Below are 18,082 nucleotides of genomic sequence, written 5' to 3'. Positions count from 1 at the left end.
GCTTGGCATCCTTATGCGGAGCCGTATCTGGGAGGGCAGAATGCTGGGTGGACGCCGTGCAATTCGTTCCGTCTTTGGCGCTTTGGTTTTGGCTTTGGCCGGGCTTATGCCGGTTGCGGCCGAGACGAAGATAACGCTCTTCGAAAACACGGACCTGCCCGGGTTCGACTATTCCATCATTAAAGATACCGACCTCGATAGCTGCCAGGCGGCTTGTAGCGAGGACAATATTTGTCGCGCCTTCACCTATAATTCGCGCAGCGAATGGTGCTTCCTCAAGGGAGACGTTGGTGATCGCGCCGAGTTTTCGGGTGCGACCTCTGGACGGATCAGCCGTTCGCCCACCCCGGCGGTGACTGAGGCGGTGCGGCAGGCGGAACTGCCGTTCCCGGCGCAATCGCTGGTGGACTCGGCCAAGGGTTTTGCGCGGGACCTGCCGCAGACCGACGCGCCGGCGCCGAAATCGACCTATGCTGATCTTGTGGCTTCTGGCGGCGAAGAGGTGGCGAACGAAAACTATCAGGCTGCCATGGTGGCCTATCGGCAGGCGCTGGCGATCAATGCCAATGATCGGGCCGTGTGGCAGGCGCTGGCCGAGGCCGCCTTGCGGCGGGCCGATGCGGTGGCTGGGCAGAGCGAGGGGGACAATAGCTATGATCTCTCCTATGTCGGCTCCAATGCGGCGATGAATGCCTTTTTGCGCTCGACAAGCGAAGACGAGCGGGCAACGAGCCTGCGTGCGCTGGCCAATGCCATGGAATATCGCGAGATGTGGCGCGAGGTGATTGCGACCTATCGTGCGGCCTTGGCGCTGGTGCCGGATGCCGATGTGGAAGCGCATCTCGATAGCGTGGTGGCGCAGCACGGGTTCCGCGTGACCGACCATGTGGTCGATGCGGAAGCGGCGGCGCCGCGCATCTGCGTGGTGTTCTCCGAACCGCTCGGGAGCACCGACCTTTCGGCCTATGTGTCGGTGGCCAATGCGCCGCAGGTTTCGGTCGAGACCGAGAGCGAGCAGATTTGCGTCGAGGGCGTGCAGCATGGCAATCGCTATACGATCAAGCTCCGCGCGGGCCTGGCTTCGGCCAATGGCGAAGAGCTGAGCAAGGACGTTGATCTCAGCGTCTATGTGCCGGATCGCGCGCCCTTCGTGGGCTTTGCCAATAATGCTTATGTGATGCCGGCCGGGCTCGGCGGCGGGCTGCCGATTACTTCGGTCAATGCCGAGACCGCGGAGGTGATGATCTATCGGATCGGCGATCGCGGGATTGCGACGGCGGTGCGCGATGGCGTGTTCCAGGGAAGCCTCAGCCAATACAATGCCGAGGACATTGCCGATCGCGTGGGCGAACAGGTGTGGACCGGCGAGGTTGATCTCGCGCAGGGCGACAATAATGCGCTGACGACGACGGCAATTCCCGTGGCCGAGGCGCTGGGGACGCTGGAGGCTGGGGCCTATGTGATCACGGCGCGGATCAAGGGCGAGCCGGATGACGATTATTGGTCGGATCTCGCGACGCAGTGGTTCATTGTCACCGACCTTGGCGTGACGACGATTGCCGGCGACGATGGCGTGCATGCCTTTGTGCGCAGCCTTGCGACGGCGCAGCCGGTGGCTGGGGCCGATGTGCGGCTCGTGGCGGTCAACAATGAAATCCTGGGCGAAGCGACGACCGATGCCGATGGTCGCGCGGTGTTTGCGCCGGGTCTAGCACGCGGCACCGGCGGTAGGGCGCCGCAATTGCTGGTGGCCGAGACTGAGGAGGATTATGCGTTCCTCGATCTTTCGAAGCCCGCCTTTGACCTGACCGACCGTGGCGTGGAAGGGCGTCCATCGCCGGGGCCGCTTGATCTGTTCATGACCACAGAGCGCGGCGTCTATCGGCCGGGTGAGGTGGTGCATTTGACCGCCCTCTTGCGCGATGCAAAAGCCGAGGCGGTGGAGAACCTGCCTTTGACGCTTGAAGTCGAGCGCCCGGATGGCGTCGTGGCATCGAGCCAGGTGATGGATGACGAGGGCGCCGGCGGCTACTACGCGGCGCTGCCAATGGCGAGCGAAGCCATGCGCGGCTCGTGGACGCTGCGGCTCTATTCCGATCCCAATGCCGATGCGCTCTCTAGCACGACCTTCCTTGTGGAAGATTTCGAGCCGGAGCGTCTGGCCTTTGAAATCAAACCACAGGGCGAGGGTGCTTTCTCGGCCCATGACGCCAACCTGATCGATATCGCGGCAAAGTATCTCTATGGCGCGACGGCGCCGGGGCTGGTGATCGAGGCCGATGCGATCGTGCGGCCGCGCACGACGCTGCCGGAGTTCCCTGGTTTCACCTTTGGTCGTCTCGACGACACCATCGAAACCACGCGCGAGCCGCTGGGCACGGTCGGGGTGACCGATGACGACGGCAATGCGGTGGCCGAGGTGACCTTGCCCGAGGGGCAGGCGACGACGCGACCACTTGAGGCGCAGGTGCTGTTGCGGCTGGTCGATACCAGTGGGCGCACGGTCGAGCGCAGCATTACGCGGCCGGTGCTGGCCGATGGCGATCGGATCGGCATCAAACCGGTATTTGCCGATGCGACGGGGCTCGAAGAGGGCAGCGAAGCGCAATTCGAACTGATCGTCGCGTCGCCCGAGGGCGCGAAGGTCGCGGCGACGGGGCTTGTCTGGACGCTGTCGCGGGTCGAGACCAATTATCAATGGTACCGCAATGGCAGCACCTGGCAGTGGGAGGGGATCACCACCACGCGCGAGATTGCCAATGGCGAGGCTGATACGCCGGATGGCGGTTCGGTGACCGTGGGCGCTAATGTGAATTGGGGGCTCTATCGTCTCGAAGTCGAGGGGCAGGGCACCTCGTCGAGCTATGAATTCTATGCCGGCTACTATTATGCCGATGCGGGCTCGGACACGCCGGACACACTGCAGGTGGCGCTCGACAAGCCGGCCTATAAGGTTGGCGAGACGGCCAATCTGAAGCTCGATCCGCAATTTGCCGGTACGGCACTGGTCATGGTGATCGACAATCGCGTCATCGCAATGGAAGCGGTGGAAGTGCCCGAAGGTGGCACGACTGTGCCGCTTGAGGTGACCGAGGAATGGGGGCCGGGCGCCTACGTGACGGCGGTGCTCTATCGCCCGTCCGATACGGCGGAAAAGCGCATGCCTTCGCGTGCGCTGGGTCTGGCTTTTGCCGATGTGGAGCCGGGCGATCGCAAGCTTGATGTGAAGCTTGGCGCACCGGACGTAACGCTGCCGCGGCAGAGCTTTGAGGTGGGTGTTGAGCTAGCCAATGTGGCCGCGGGAGAGAAGGCCTATGTGGCCGTGGCTGCGGTCGATCTCGGCATTCTCAATGTCACCAATTTCAAGGTGCCGGCGCCGGATGACTATTACTTTGGCCAGCGCCAGCTCGGCATGGAGATCCGCGATCTCTATGGTTCGCTGATCGATCCGACGCAGGGTCTGCCGGGTGCGATGCGCTCGGGTGGCGATGGTGGCGGCTCGCGTCTGGGTACACCGCCGCCGATTTCGGTGCTGGTGGCGCTGCATACGGGCATTGTGGAAGTCGATGCGGACGGGAAGGCTACCGTCACGTTCGACATGCCTGACTTCACCGGCACCGTGCGCGTCATGGCCATGGCCTGGACCGCTTCGGCGGTCGGGCACGCTTCGGCCGATGTGATTGTGCGCGATCCGGTGGTTGTTACGCTGAGCCCGCCGCGCTTCCTGCGTGTCGGCGACGAAGCGCGACTGCTGGTCGAGGTCAACAATGTCGGCGGGGCCGCGGGCTCCTATGAGGTGGCGCTGTCCACCGGCGAAGGGATTTCGACCTCGGCCGAGACGACCGATGTGGAACTGGGAGAGGGCGAGCGAACTGCGCTCGACCTGAAGCTCAACGGAATGCAGATCGGCGATTGGCCGGTGCAACTGACCGTCACGGGGCCGGATGGAACGACGCAGACCAAGGAACTGCTGCTTGGTGTGCGGCCGACCAGTGCGCCGGTGACGACAAGCCGGTTGGTTGCGATCAAGGCAGATGGCAGCGTTTCTATCGACGCGAGCTATTTCGATGGGCTCTTGGCCGATACCGGGTCGATGACCCTCGCGATCGGGCCGATTGCGCGGCTCGATGTGCCGGGACTGTTGCTGTCGCTCGACCGCTATCCCTATGGCTGTGCCGAACAGACCTCCAGCCGCGCCCTGCCGCTGCTCTACCTCAATGAGGTGGCGCAGATGATCGGGGTGGCTGGGGATGACAAGCTCAACCAGACTGTCATCGACGCTATTGCCAGCATTCTGGCAAAGCAGACGTCTTCTGGCGGCTTTGGGCTCTGGGGACCGTTCGATGGCGGGGATTTCTGGCTTGATGGGTTTGTGACCGACTTCCTGCTGCGCGCCAAGGCGGCCGGCTATGCCGTGCCCGAACAGGCGCTAAGCATGGCGCTCGATAACCTGTCCAACCAGCTCTCCTATGCCAGCGACTTCGAGAATGGCGGCGAAGACATTGCCTATGCGCTTTACGACCTGGCGCGTGCCGGTCGGGTGGCGATGGGCGATCTCCGCTACTATTTCGAGGCCCGTCTTGATGCCTTCGGTTCGCCGCTGGCACAGGCGCAGCTCGGTGCGGCCCTGGCGCTTTATGGCGATACGACGCGCGCCAATGAGGCGTTTGAGGCCGCAGTCGAGAGCGTGGGCAAGGCGCGGGACGGCAATCGCTATCGCAGCGATTATGGTAGCCGCTTGCGGGATATGGCCGGGGTGCTGGCACTGGCGGCGGAGTTCAAGCCGGCGGGGGTCGACCTGACCTCGCTTGCCAATCAGTTGGCGAAGCTGCGCGATCGGACCCGCTATACTTCGACGCAGGAGGACACCTGGACGCTGCTGGCTGCCTCGGCTCTCGGGGCGAGCAGCACGGATGGGTCTATCACCATCAATGGCGAGGCGCTGACGGGGCAGGTTTATCGCCGCGTCGAGCAGGCGGGCTTTGAGACGGTCGAGATTGCCAATGGCGGTTCCGCTGATACTGAGGCCAAGGTGACGGTGACGGGCTATCCGGCGGTGCCGCCGGATGCTTCGGATGATGGCTTTGCCATTTCGCGGGCCTATTACCTGCCTGATGGCACGGAGGTCGACCCGACCGACGGCACGCTGGCCCAGAACGACCGGTTGATCGTGGTGCTGCGCGTGCGGCCGCATGATCTGGGCTCCGGGCAGTATATCGTCGCCGATCCGCTGCCCGCGGGCTTTGAAATCGAAAACCCGAACCTGTCGGATGGCGAGGGCGTGTCGGATTTCAACTGGCTGTCCCTCAACATCCCGGCGCATGTGGAGTCGCGGACCGACCAATATGTCGCCGCCTTCCGCTATGGTTCTGACCCCGGCACGTTCACCACGGCCTATATGGTTCGCGCAGTGACACCGGGCACGTTCGTGCTGCCGGGCGCGACGGTGGAAGACATGTATCGTCCTGAATTCCGCGGCAATACGGCGGCGAGCTCGATCGAGATCACCGCCCAGGGCCAATGACGGAAGAGGGTGCAGATACGAAGGACAAGCAGCCGCGCCCTTGGGTGGCGCGGCTGACGCTTTTTGGTTTTTCGGTTTTTGTGATTGTGCTGGCTGGGGTGATCCAGCTGGTGTCGTGGACGACGACGATTTCGGCGTCGCTGCCGGCAGTGCCTGATCTCGAGACCCTGCCTGTTTCGGCGGAGGTGACCGACCGGGATGGGCTGCTGCTGCGGCCGTTCACGACGGCGGGTGGGCATTGGCGCCTGCCGGTGACGCGGGCGGGCGTCGACAAGCGCTTCATCGACATGCTGATTGCCTATGAGGACCGGGGCTTTGCGAGCCACGAGGGCATTGCCTGGAATTCCATGCTGCGCGCGGCGGGGCAGTTTGTGCTGGCCGGGGGCAGGGTGGTTTCGGGCGGCTCGACGCTGACCATGCAGGTGGCGCGGCTGATCGAGGGGCAACCGACGCGCAATGCCTTCGGCAAGCTCAGGCAGATGATCCATGCGCAGCAGTTGGAAGCTAATCTGAGCAAGGATGAAATCCTCGATCTCTACCTGACGCTGGCGCCATATGGCGGGAACATCGAGGGCATTCGCGCCGCAACGCTGGCTTATTTCGGCAAGGAACCGACGCGGCTGACGACGGCGGAGGCGGCGCTGCTCGTGGCGCTGCCGCAATCGCCGGAGGCGCGGCGGCCGGATCGGGATCAGGCGGCGGCTTTGGCGAGCCGGAACATGGTGCTCGATCGGCTGGTGTCGATTGGGACCATTGCCGAGGAAGAGGCGCGGGCGGCAAAGCTTGAGCCGATCCCGACTGCGCGAAAGCCCTTCCCCATGCTGGCGGCGCATATGGCGCAACAGGCGGTGAAGGCGCAGCCCTTGGCGCGGACGGTGGAGCTGACGCTCGATAAGAGATTGCAGGATGCGCTGGAGCGGTTGGCGGCGGCGCGGGCGCGGTTGATCGATCCGCGCGTGTCGGTGGCGATCCTCGCGGCAGATATCGATACGGGCGAAATTCTGGCCTCGGTGGGGTCGGCGGGGCTGTTGGCGACCGAGAGCGCTGGCTTTGTCGACATGACCAAGGCCGTGCGCTCGCCGGGTTCGACGCTGAAGCCGCTGATTTATGGGCTCGCGTTCGAGCTGGGGCTGGCGCATCCGCAGAGTCTCATCGAGGATCGGCCGACGGCTTTTGGCGGCTATGTGCCGGTCAATTTCGATGGGTTCAATCGCGGTACCGTCACCATCCATGATGCGCTGACGGAGTCGCTGAATATTCCGGCGGTGGTGGTGCTCGATGCGGTGGGGCCGGCGCGGCTCGTGTCGCGGCTGAAGCGGGCGCATGCCAATCCGCTGTTGCCGGTGGATACGGCGCCGAGTCTGGCCGTGGGGCTGGGTGGTGTGGGGATTACCCTGCGCGATCTCGTCTCCGTCTATGCGGCGCTGGGGCATGGGGGCAGGCCGGTCTCGCTCTATGACGGGCTGGGGGAGCGGCCGGTGCCGCAGGTTTCGGCTCCGGTGCTCGATCCGGTTTCGGCCTGGTATGTGGCCGATATTCTGGCCGATGTGCCGCCGCCGCTGAATGGGTCACCGGGGCGCGTCGCCTACAAGACCGGTACGTCCTACGGGTATCGCGATGCCTGGGCCATCGGGTTCGATGGCAAGACGGTGGTGGGTGTTTGGGTGGGGCGACCCGATGGGGCGCCAGTGCCGGGCCTGTCCGGGATTACCGGGGCGGCGCCGATCCTTTTTGAGGCGTTTGATCGGTTGGGGAGCCGCAAGGCGGCTTTGCCCAAGGCGCCGCCGGGGGTGCTGTTTGCGTCCAATACGGAGCTACCCACACCGTTGCGGCGGTTCAGGCATCCCAATGAAGACCTTGTCGCGCGGATCTCTGCACCCGAAATCGCCTTTCCCGGCGATGGCGTCGATGTCGACCTAGGGCTGCGCAGCGGGTCGCTGTCGCCACTGGTGGTGAAGGTGCGAAATGGCGTGCCGCCATTCACGTTCTTTGCCAATGGGGCGCCGTTCGGGCGATCGCAGTTTGCTCGGCAGGATAGCTGGACGCCGGATGGGCCGGGCTATGTGACGCTGTCGGTAGTCGACGCCGAGGGGCGGGGCGATACGGTGACGGTGTTTTTGGACTAGCTGGCGTCAGATGGGGTCGACGGGCGTCGTCCGGCCTTGAGAGGTTTCGGACGTGCCTCATCTTGGGCCGGGGGCACGAAGAGTTCGGCGATGGAGACGGAGAGGGCCGTGGCGACCTTGTCCAGAATGCCGATGGATGGATTTTCCATCATGCGCTCAAGCCGGCTGACATAGGTGCGATCCACCGCTGCAAGCTCGGCGAGTTTTTCCTGGGACAGTTTTCGTTCGACGCGTAGGCGTCGCATGTTCCAGGCTACCAGTTCCCGACTATCCATAAAAGCTTCGGCGCCCCCAAAGGGAACGCTACACAAAGCATGGCGGCGGTGCAATCAGCCGTAGCGCAGTTCCTGCGCCTGATTTTCGGCTGCGACGGCGTCATCGAAAAGGCTTTGGGGGGTGACGGCGAGTGCTGCGCAGAGCTCGTCGAGCTGGTCGAGGGTCAGATCGAGCGATCCGGCCTTGAGGTCGGCAAGAATTTTTTCGGACCAGTCGAGGCGTTCGGCAAGCGCATCGAGGCTCGTGCCCTGCATTTTGCAGAGCCGCCGGACGTTTTGTCCGAGGAGAGTGGCGGCCGGCAGGCGGGTCATGGGCATTCCGAATCGTGTGCTTGAACTCATTGACTCTTAGCGGCGATGGCGCAGGCGCTTCGCGGGTATTAAGGAAGGATTAACTACCTCTTTGGAGGTAGGGTTATGCCTTTGCGGTTTTGCTCGTCCACCATCGCGGCTCCGAGAAGACTGGCGGCCTGCGAAATGATGCGCAGGCCGAGGCCACCCCGGCTGGACTGGTGCGGCGACGAGGGTTCGAAGCCGTCGATCACGAGAATGCTGATGCCCTCCGCCTGAGCCTCGACCCGCACTTCAACGGTGCCGCCCTCGGGGGTGAGGCGAATGGCATTGTCGAGATGATTGGACAGGATCTGGAACAGCAGGTCGCGGTCTGAAACCACGGTGAGGTCGGTATCGGGCCAGACGAGGCGCTGGGAGCGGCGCTGGGCCTGGGGGATATAGGTTGCGCGCAAGCGGTCCATCAGCTGCGCCAGCGGCAAGGGCGCGAGTTCGGCGCTGACGTCGCCCGTGTCGAGCCGGGCATAGGCGAGAATGCGGGTGAGCAGTTCGGAGGTCACGGTGCCGAGCTGGCGGACACGGGTCAGGGCCGTGTTTCGAACTTGCATATCGCTGCGGTCGTCGATGGCGGCGACCGTCAGGTTGATGGCTTCCACCGGCTGGCGCAGGTCGTGGCCGAGCGAGCGCACGAGATGGCGCTGCAGTTCATAGGCCTTTTCCAGTTCCTCGGTGCGTTGGGCGACGAGCTCTTCGAGCCGGTCGGCGGCTTGCTGGCGCTCGGTAGTCGCGGCGCCGACGAGAAGGGCGGCGATGGCGGTAGTCAGGAGCAGTGCCGGGAGGCCGGCAACCTCAACGGCACCGGTGAAGATCAGCGCAATAGTGGGGGTGGCGACGCAGGTGAGCAATGCTGCCGCCGCTGCGTGCTCGAAGCCGCCACGCAAGGCGAAGACGAGCACCGATGGAAGAACCAGGTACCACAGGTTGACGCCGAACGACGGGCCCAAGGCGCCGATCAATGAGGCGAGCGACAGGATGAGGGCCTGAATGGCGAAGGCGCGCAGGCTGGGCCAGCGCCAAGCGCCAAGCGGGCGGCCCAACGCCACCATGATGGCCGGTATCAGCATGGGCGGGACCATGATGGCCCCGAGTGCATCGCCGAGGAACCATGGCTCGGCCAGGGGCAGGGCGCCTGAGGGATCGAGTTCGCCGAGCAGCACGCTTTGTCCGATGCCGGCGGCCGAAGCCACGGATGCAGCGCCAATGGCGGCGCCGATGAACCACTGTACCTCGCCCCAGGTGCGGAAGGGCAGGGTGATCCGCATCACTCGTGTGAGGAAGAGGCCGGTGCCGCCATAGATCAGATAGATTCTGATGCTGTGGATAAGCACGTCGAGATTGCTCGCGACCTCGACATCGAAAACCTGTCGCACGGGCGGCAGCGTCAGCGAGAGATGTGCCAGGAGCGGCACCAGTCTTAGCCAGCCGGGGGCCGCCATGACCACGGCCATGGTGACGCCGGAGGGCAGGAACCACACACTTGAATAAGTTTTGAAAACCGTAAATAGATCGGCGATGCTGAACGATACGAGCCAAATCGCGGCAAGAAGAATCGCCGTGACCATGGTTCGTAAAATTCGCATAAAGTCTCTCAAACTTCTGATTTGGTTATAATTTGTCTAGAAAGCTGCTGATTGTTGATGATCATCTGCTTTTCGCCGATGCCGTTAAATTCTTGATCGAATCTAGCGGCGCCGACATTGAGGCGCAGGTTTTCTCGTCGCTCGCAAGCGTCCTGGACTTCTTGTCCACCGATGCACCGGTAGACCTGTTGCTGCTGGACTATTCCATGCCGGGCACCAGCGGCATTGAAGCGGTGGAAATGGCGGCAACAAGGCGGCCGGGTCTGCGCATTGCCTTTCTTTCCGGGCTGGATGATCCGCAGGTGGCCGGAGAGGCGCTGCAACGTGGCGTTGTCGGGTGGCTGCCCAAGTCCATGCCCGGAGAAGCCCTGATCAATGCCCTCAACCTGGTGCTGGCGGGCGAGCGATTCGTGCCCGCCGACCTCATGCTGCGCCAGCAGGCCAGTCCGCTGACGCCGCGGGAGCAGGATGTGGCGACGCATCTGGCGCGCGGCCTTTCCGACAAGGAAATCGCCGAACAGTTGTCGCTGCAGGTTGGCACCGTCAAGGTGCATGTCAAAAGCCTCCTGCGCAAATTCGACGCTGCCAACCGTACGCAATTCGCCCTGCGCTATCGCGGCGCCTGAGTTTTCCCGTGCCCTCGGGCGCCCTCGTGCGCCTTGCAGTTGCCGCCGAAGCGCGTCGCGATCGTCGGTCTCTCTGTGCGCTTTAGCGTCTTGTTTCCACGCATGTCTTTGTTCCGAAGCAAGTCCCCCATTTTCGGGGGTCCTGGTTTGGCAGCGCGTGGCCGTGTCGGTTTACGAGTACAAAATTTGCTTGATTAATTGTAGGTCTATCCGCATCATTAACGCGCTTTTAATGTGATGCGTACAATCCTCTGATTTGTAAAAGGGCTGCATGAAGCGGCTCATGTTTCCAGAAGGAAAGCACCACACATGGGTTCCGATATCTCTCTCTCGAAGGCCGTTCGCTCGAACCTTCTGAGCCTGCAGAACACCGCCGAAATGATGAACAAGACGCAGAACCGTCTTGCCACCGGCAACAAGGTGAACTCTGCTCTGGACAACCCGTCCAACTTCTTCACCGCTTCGGCTCTCAACAGCCGCGCCGCCGATATGAGCAACCTGCTCGACTCGATGGCGTCGGGCATCAAGGTCATCGAGGCTGCCGACAAGGGCATCACCGCGATCACCAAGAATATCGAGTCCATGCAGTCGACCCTGCGCCAGGCTCGCCAGGACAAGTCGTTCCAGACCGACAACTATGAAGTGACGGCCGACAGCACGCTGAAGCTCGCAGGCGGCCAGTTCGAAGAAGGTTTTGAAGTGAAGCTCCAGGCTGCTTCGGGCGGTCAGGCAGCTGGCGTCACGACCGCAGCCGTCTGGGCGGATCCTGCCGGCGTTGCCGGTCAGACGCCGGGCCCGCAGGTTCTGGTCAAGTTCGACGCATCGCTGAATGGCACCGCTATCAAGGTTGACGGTCTCACCGTTACCTCGACCACGGCTGCTGGTGCGACCCAGGCCGCCTTCATGACGGACCTGCAGACCCAGCTCAACACCGCGACCGGCACCGCCGGTGTGACCAGCAAGTATATCGTTGCTGCCGACACCGTCGACGCCACCAAGGTCTCGATCCAGCTGCGTGACCCGCAGGGCGCTTCGCCGAAGGTCGAGTTCGCCGGTTCGGTTGCCAAGGCGACCCACGGCGTTACCGAGATCGACTTTGCTGCCGTCACCTCCATGGGCGGCGTGACCGCCGGTGGCCAGGCGGTCGATGTTGGCGTCACCTTCGCCGACCTCGTCAAGGGTCTGCAGGACAAGGCCACGACCGGCAACTACACGGTCGAAGCCGACGCCGCTACTCAGAAGATCAAGCTGGTCAGCACCGCCTATAGCGGCGCAGGCCCGGTCGTTGCTGGTATCACCGGTGGCACCACCAGCACTGCTGGCTCCACCGGCGTCTACACGCAGGACGTGGCAGCTCGTTCCTACAAGATCGACCTGACCTATGGCGACAAGACCGCCAAGCTCGACATCGTGAGCCGCGACGCTTCGCCCTACGCCAAGGAAAACCAGCTCAAGGACATCAACGATCAGCTCAAGGCTGCCGGCATCAACGATGTCACCGCCTCGCTCGATAGCTCCGACAAGCTCGTTTTCACCTCGACCAGCGCAGAAGCCAAGACCCTGGCTATCTCCGGTGCCGACGCCAACGCTCTGTTCGGCGGCGCCACGGTCTCGACCGGTACCCCGGCCGTTTCCGCCTACAAGTCGGCCAACACGGTCGATCAGTTTGTGGAAGAGATCAACCGCAATGCTGGTACCGCCGGCAAGGTTCGTGCTTCGAACGACAACGGCAAGCTGCGTATCGAGAATCTCTCGACCCAGCAGCTCGACGTCGAGTTCGACAAGGACGGCGCAGGCGTTGGTGCACCGACCCAGCACAAGATCGCTGGCAACGTCATCCGTGACAACCTGGCCAAGCAGTTCAACGACCTGCGTGACCAGCTCGACAAGTTTGCCGATGACTCTTCGTTCAACGGCATCAACCTGCTCCGCGGCGACAAGCTGACGATCACCTTCAATGAATCCGGTTCGTCCTCGATCCAGATCCAGGCCAAGGACAAGAACGGCAACGAGCGCCCGATCACTGCGGCTAACCTGAACCTGGAAAGCCTCGTCGGCCAGGACCTCGATAACGATACCGATATCGACGCCCTGCTCGGCAAGCTCTCGACGGCTCTGTCGGAACTCCGCTCGCAGGCTTCGACCTTCGGTTCGAACCTGTCGTCGGTCGAAAACCGCCAGACCTTCACCAAGAACATGATCAACACGCTAGAAACCGGCGCTGCGAACCTGACCTTGGCTGACACCAACGAAGAAGCCGCGAACCTTCTGGCTCTCCAGACGCGCCAGCAGCTCTCCTCGTCGGCTCTGTCCATGGCCTCGCAGCAGGACCAGGCTGTTCTGCAGCTCCTGCGTTAATCGACACATTCCGGGGGCGGCGTCGTCGCCCCCGGTTCTACCCAGAAGGAAAGACGATGGCTCTGAAGCTCACTGTAAAACCCGGCGAAAGTTTTTTCGTCGGCACCGCGGAGATCACCGTTCAGTGCGACAGCATCGTCAATGTTCTGGTGGGGGGTAAGGCCCCCGTTTTGCGTTCCGAGGACTATGTTTCGGACGCGGACCTCACTTCACCCGCCCATCGTCTGCGCCATGCCGTGCAGCAGATGTATCTGACCGGCGATGTTTCGGGTCACCACGTCGCCTATTTCGAGGCTGTGCAGGCGCTGCTGGTGCAGTCGCCCGAGCATTCGGGGCTCGTGGCCGAGGTCAATGGCATGCTGATGAACGGCGCCACCTACAAGGCCATCAAGCTGCTGAAATGCCTCTCCAATCCCGAGCTGACCGAGACCCGGGCCAAGCTCAAGCTGGTGGGTTGATCGCTATGGCTGCTACCGCTTTCGCCCCTGCTCCTGAAATGACCGGTGCCATGCTGATTGCCGGCAATGTCATCCGCCTGCGCCGCATCCGCAATCTGAGCCTTGAGACATTTGCAACGCGTCTCGGCTGGAGCGTTGCCGAAGTGCGCGCGCTCGAAACCTCTGACAGGTTCAACCTGGCGCTCGATGACATCGACAATCTTGCGCAGGCGCTGGATGTCGAGCCGGCGGCGTTGTTCGTCTAGGTTTCTTGCGCCCTATCCGTTGTCGTCATTGCCGGGCTTGTCCCGGCAATCCAGTTCTTGGAGGGCATGGACCACCGGGACAGGCCCGGTGGTGACGATGGGGTGGGGTGTAAAGCCTAGCCTCAGCCGTTTGCCCAGCCGCCATCGACGATAAATTGCTGGGCCGAAATCATGGCGCTGTCGTCGGCGGCGAGGAAGAGGGCCATGCGGGCGATGTCGTCGGGCTGGACCCGACCGGCAAGGGCCTGCTGGGCGTCGATCTGGGCTTCGGCCGACGCGTCGACCCAATGGGTCAGCTGCCGTTCGGTCATGACCCAGCCGGGGACGAGCGTGTTGACGCGGATGCCGGATTTGCCGAGTTCGCGGGCCATGCCGCGAGTGAGGCCATGGGTTGCCGCCTTGGCCGTTTCATAGACCGGGATTTTGGGGGACATGATCATCCAGCTGATCGAGCCGGTATTGATGATCGAACCGCGGCCGGCCTTCACCATGCCGGGGGCGACGGCCTGGATGGCGAAGAAGGAGTGCTTCAGGTTGACCGCCATGCGGTCGTCCCAATAGGCCGAGGTGACCTCTTCCCATTCGTGGCGCTGGTCGTGGGCGGCGTTGTTGACGAGGGCGAGCGCGTCGCCATGGGCGGCGGCGAAGCCGGCAATGGCGGCCTGGTAGGCGTCGGTATTCGTGATGTCGCAGTGGGTGAAACGCACGGTCTGGCCGGCGGCGGTCAGCTCAGCGGCGAGGGCGGAACCGCGCTCTTCCTGGATGTCTACAAAGCCGACCTTGGCGCCCTGGGCGGCAAAGTTGCGGACGAGGGATTCGCCGATGCCGGAGGCGCCGCCTGAGATGACCACTGGCATGCCGGCAAGGCTCGGATAGCGGGCGGTTTGCGTCATGAAAATCTCCGAGCGGTCTAGATAAAAAGATTGGCGTGACGGGTTTCTAGCTCGGGAAGATCGTCGAGAATACTGCCCAAATGCGTCGCCATGGCCGCTTTTGCCGCTTCCACATCGTGGGCGTCGATGGCGTCCATGATGGCGGTGTGCTCGCGCACGCGGCGGGCCATATCGGCCTCGCTCTGCAGCGTCATGTTGCAGACCCGATCCATGTGCGTCTTCATGTCGGCAATGGCGATCCAGGCGATGCCAACACCGGCGCCGGTGGCGATGGCGATGTGAAAAGCCTCGTCGTGCTCGCGGAAGCCGGCATGGTCGAGTTTTTCGGCTGCCTCCGCCTGCTTGGCGAGGAGACTGGCGATGCGCTTTCGCTGCCAGGCGTCAAAATTCTGCGCCGCCTTTGCGACGACGGCGATCTCCACGGACTGACGCACGAAGAGCGCTTCCATCATTTCCCTTGCGGAAATGCGGGCCACAACCGTGCCGCGATGGGGCCGGATTTCGATCAGGCGCGAATTGGCGAGGCGGATCAGCGCCTCGCGCACCGGCTGCCGGGAAACGCCGAGTTTGGTTGCGATATCCTGCTCGGAGAGCCGTGTGCCGGGCAGGAGTTCGAGCTCGATGATCGAGCGGCGCAGGTCCTTCTCGATGGTCGCTGCCGCGCTTTCCCCGCTCTCCGTCGAAGTCTGCATTTCCAAGGTCATATTACATCTCGCCCATGCCATTGACAGCTTGGGTCAATGCGCCATACGGTACCATACAATTCCATACAGGACGCGTTTGCACGGGTCCAGCATCTTCGGGGAGGTGGGTCAGTCCGCCATGGCCATAACAAGTCAATCCAGCTTTCAGGACAATTTTGCCGTTCCGAATCTTAGTGATCCGCGCCTTGCGAGTAAACGCGCCTATCGCATGGTTATCGACGGCAAATCCGTAGAGTCGGTGTCCGGAAAGGTGGTGGAGCGCGAGAGCCCCGGGCATCGGGGCAAGGTCATCGGCGTATGGCCGGCTGGGACGACGGAAGATGCTTCGCGGGCGATTGGTGCTGCGCGTGTCGCTTTCGACAATGGCCCCTGGGGGCGGATGAGCGGGGCCGAGCGCTCCACCATCCTCCATGCGATCGTGCAGGGGATATTGAAGCATCAGGATGAGCTGGCGCTGATTGAATGCCTGGAGACGGGCAAGCCGATCAACCAGGCGCGCGGCGAGATCGGCTATTGCGCTGATTTGTGGACCTATGCCGCTGGCCAGTGTCGCGGGCTCGAAGGCGATACGCATAATGCCATCGGCACCAATCGGCTTGGTCTCGTGCTGCGCGAGCCGGCTGGGGTGGTGGGCATCATCACCCCGTGGAATTTCCCCTTCATCATCGTGTCCGAGCGGGTTCCGTGGGCGCTGGGGGCGGGCTGCACGGTTGTCGTGAAGCCGAGCGAATTCACTTCGGGTACGACGATCCGCCTTGCCGAGATCGCGCTTGAGGCGGGGCTGCCGGCCGGCGTTTTCAACGTCATCACCGGCTATGGGCCGGAGGTGGGGCAGATCCTGGCTGAAGATCCGCGCGTCGACATGGTCGCCTTTACTGGCTCGGTGCGAGTGGGTACGCAGTTGGCCGGCATTGCGGCTGCCAATGTGAAGCGCGTCGGGCTCGAACTTGGTGGCAAGGGGCCGCAGATCGTTTTTGCTGATGCCGATCTTGAGGCTGCGGCCGATGGCATTGCCTATGGCGTTTTTCACAATGCTGGTCAGTGCTGCATTTCGGGCAGCCGGCTGATTGTCGAAAATTCCATCCGTCCGGCCTTGCTCGAGCGGCTGCTCGATCTCTCGCGTCGCCTGCCGTTCGGCGACCCGCTGGCCGCCACGACCCGCTATGGCGCAATGGTGTCCGTGCCGCATCTCCACAAGGTTGCGGGCTACGTGGCGGCTGGTCTGGAAGATGGCGCCGAGCTGCTGCTGGGTGGGGAAAAGATCGACGAAGGTTCGGGAAATTTCTTTGCCCCGACGGTTTTCGACAAAGTGCGCCCCGACATGCGGATCGCGCAGGAGGAAATTTTTGGGCCGGTGCTCGCCACCATTGGTTTCGACACGCCGGAGGAGGCTGTCGCTCTTGCCAATGGCACGCCGTTTGGCCTTTCGGCTGGCGTGTGGTCGCGCGATCTCGAGACGGCGATCCAGACGACGCGAAAACTGCGGGCGGGGCGGTGCTGGATCAATTCGGTGATCGATGGAACGCCGGAAATGCCTATCGGTGGCTACAAGATGAGCGGCGTCGGTCGCGAACTCGGCCGCTATGGCTTTGATGAATATTCGCAGTTCAAGGGTCTGCACATGACCCTTGGGCGCGGTGAACCCTGGTTCGAGCACTAGGAGGAATACGCCCACGGCGTCATTCCCGCGAAAGCGGGAATCTCACCTGAGGAGGGAGATCTCCGCTTTCGCGGAGATGACGTGGTGGGAATGCCAGAATCTGGCGGCGCAATCTTTGGTCGGAGCACGCCGCCCGAAGCGGGACCTGAGGAGGGCCCGCCACAATCCAAAGGGAGGATTAAGCGATGAAGTTGACCAAGTCAAAAGCCGCTCTGCTGGCCGGTTGCGCCCTGTTCGCAACCGTCGGCGGCGCGCTGGCGCAGGATCAGGAACCCGTCAAGGCGACCATGATCATCTATCTCGATCCCAGCGTGCAGTTCTTCAACCCGGTGGTGAAGGGCGCTCAAGACGCCGCCGCCGCCTTCAACGTCGATCTCGACGTGCAATATGCCAATAACGATCCGGTGCGCCAGAACGACCTGATCGATACCGCTGTGGCAACGCGCGTTGATGGTATCGCGGTTGCCATTTCGTCGTCCGACGCCTTTGACGACAGCATCTGCGCGGCTGTCGAAGCCGGCGTCGTGGTTATCGGCTTCAACAATGACGACCTCGAAGGCGCAGCCGGCAATTGCCGCCAGGCCTATGTCGGTATGAACGAGTTCGATAGCGGCTATGAACTCGGCATCCGCATGATCGAGGCTTTTGGGCTCAAGGAAGGCGACACGGTCTTCAATCCGCGCGAAATTCCGGAGGCAAGCTTTGCCGTTGCGCGTGGCGGCGGCATCGAAAAGGCGATGGGTGAACATGGCATCAAGGTTGAGACGGTGCGTGCCGGTCTTGATCCCGCCGAAGCGCAGAACATCATGGCGCAGGCGCTGATCGCCAATCCGGATATCAAGGCCGTGTTCGGCACCGGTTCGGTGACCTCTACGGTTGGCGCTGGCGCCATCAAGGATGCGGGCGTGGAAGTGCCGTTTGGTGGCTTCGACCTTGCTGTTGAGATCGCCGACGCAGTCGAGGTCTGGCGCGATGTTCGCGACCATGGACCAGCAGCCTTACCTGCAGGGCTACTATCCGATCGCCCAAATCGCCATGGCTGCGCGCTATGGCCTGACGCCGACCGATGTCGACACCGGTCAGGGTGCGTTCCTCGACCAGGGCCGCATCGGCACCGTCAAGCCGCTCATCGGCTCCTATCGCTGATCGTCCGGGTGGGGCTTTGGCCCCACCCATTTTCCACGGCGTCATTCCCGCGAAAGCGGGAATCCCTGCCGCTGCATCCCGAGATTCCCGCTTTCGCGGGAATGACGCGGTGAAGGAAGGGCATGGGCGCTGAGTG

General features: G+C 62.9%; 12 protein-coding genes and 1 pseudogene. 8 read left to right on the top strand and 5 right to left on the bottom strand.

What is annotated here, in order from left to right; translation table 11 throughout:
• Positions 1-40: 40 nt before the first annotated feature.
• Together NVV77_RS17110 and pbpC are read left to right on the top strand one after the other, a co-directional pair.
• On the top strand, positions 41-5,524 hold the full coding sequence (locus tag NVV77_RS17110; protein ID WP_295415167.1) for an alpha-2-macroglobulin family protein: 5,484 nt from the start codon (positions 41-43) through the stop codon (positions 5,522-5,524).
• Positions 5,521-7,650 carry a penicillin-binding protein 1C gene (gene pbpC, locus NVV77_RS17105; protein ID WP_295415166.1) on the top strand — a complete coding sequence of 710 codons (2,130 nt, stop codon included), beginning with the start codon at positions 5,521-5,523 and terminating at the stop codon, positions 7,648-7,650. The genes NVV77_RS17110 and pbpC overlap by 4 nt, the downstream gene beginning before the upstream one ends.
• Here the strand turns inward: pbpC and NVV77_RS17100 are convergent.
• From NVV77_RS17100 to NVV77_RS17090, 3 genes are all read right to left on the bottom strand, one after another.
• Positions 7,647-7,925, bottom strand: coding sequence for a helix-turn-helix transcriptional regulator (locus tag NVV77_RS17100; protein WP_295415165.1), 279 nt, complete (start codon positions 7,923-7,925; stop codon positions 7,647-7,649). The genes pbpC and NVV77_RS17100 overlap by 4 nt on opposite strands.
• Positions 7,926-7,979: 54 nt before the next feature.
• Positions 7,980-8,237: a helix-turn-helix domain-containing protein gene (locus NVV77_RS17095; protein ID WP_295415164.1), complete on the bottom strand. Its 258-nt coding sequence runs from the start codon at positions 8,235-8,237 to the stop codon at positions 7,980-7,982.
• 83 nt (positions 8,238-8,320) lie between these two features.
• Positions 8,321-9,838: an ATP-binding protein gene (locus NVV77_RS17090; protein ID WP_295415163.1), complete on the bottom strand. Its 1,518-nt coding sequence runs from the start codon at positions 9,836-9,838 to the stop codon at positions 8,321-8,323.
• A gap of 50 nt (positions 9,839-9,888) precedes the next feature.
• On the opposite strand from NVV77_RS17090, the gene NVV77_RS17085 reads away from it, so the two are divergent.
• The 4 genes from NVV77_RS17085 (at position 9,889) to NVV77_RS17070 (ending at position 13,543) form a co-directional block, all read left to right on the top strand.
• The gene (locus NVV77_RS17085) at positions 9,889-10,482 is read left to right on the top strand and encodes a response regulator transcription factor (protein ID WP_295415162.1); all 594 of its coding nucleotides are present in this window, start codon (positions 9,889-9,891) and stop codon (positions 10,480-10,482) included.
• A 309-nt stretch (positions 10,483-10,791) separates the two neighbouring features.
• Positions 10,792-12,840, top strand: coding sequence for a flagellin (locus tag NVV77_RS17080; protein WP_295415161.1), 2,049 nt, complete (start codon positions 10,792-10,794; stop codon positions 12,838-12,840).
• Between the two features lie 56 nt (positions 12,841-12,896).
• Entirely contained in the window at positions 12,897-13,298 is a 402-nt protein-coding gene (locus NVV77_RS17075; RefSeq protein WP_295415160.1) for a flagellar biosynthesis repressor FlbT, read from the top strand.
• 5 nt (positions 13,299-13,303) lie between these two features.
• Positions 13,304-13,543, top strand: a complete 240-nt coding sequence (locus tag NVV77_RS17070) for a helix-turn-helix transcriptional regulator (protein WP_295415159.1) — start codon at positions 13,304-13,306, stop codon at positions 13,541-13,543.
• Between the two features lie 122 nt (positions 13,544-13,665).
• Here the strand turns inward: NVV77_RS17070 and NVV77_RS17065 are convergent, their stop codons facing one another.
• Positions 13,666-14,436, bottom strand: coding sequence for an SDR family NAD(P)-dependent oxidoreductase (locus NVV77_RS17065; protein ID WP_295415158.1), 771 nt, complete (start codon positions 14,434-14,436; stop codon positions 13,666-13,668).
• Between the two features lie 17 nt (positions 14,437-14,453).
• Positions 14,454-15,140: a GntR family transcriptional regulator gene (locus tag NVV77_RS17060; RefSeq protein ID WP_295415157.1), complete on the bottom strand. Its 687-nt coding sequence runs from the start codon at positions 15,138-15,140 to the stop codon at positions 14,454-14,456.
• A 118-nt stretch (positions 15,141-15,258) separates the two neighbouring features.
• Between NVV77_RS17060 and NVV77_RS17055 the strand changes: the two genes are divergently transcribed.
• Complete coding sequence (locus NVV77_RS17055; protein ID WP_295415156.1) at positions 15,259-16,800, top strand: aldehyde dehydrogenase family protein; 1,542 nt, start codon at positions 15,259-15,261, stop codon at positions 16,798-16,800.
• Positions 16,801-16,985: 185 nt separating this feature from the next.
• Positions 16,986-17,946, top strand: a pseudogene (locus NVV77_RS17050) (substrate-binding domain-containing protein).
• The last annotated feature ends 136 nt before the right edge of the window (positions 17,947-18,082 follow it).

Origin of the sequence: Devosia sp. (assembly GCF_024707125.1) — a bacterium.
Taxonomy (GTDB): Bacteria; Pseudomonadota; Alphaproteobacteria; order Rhizobiales; family Devosiaceae; genus Devosia.
This window is presented reverse-complemented; position numbering and strand designations above follow the sequence as displayed.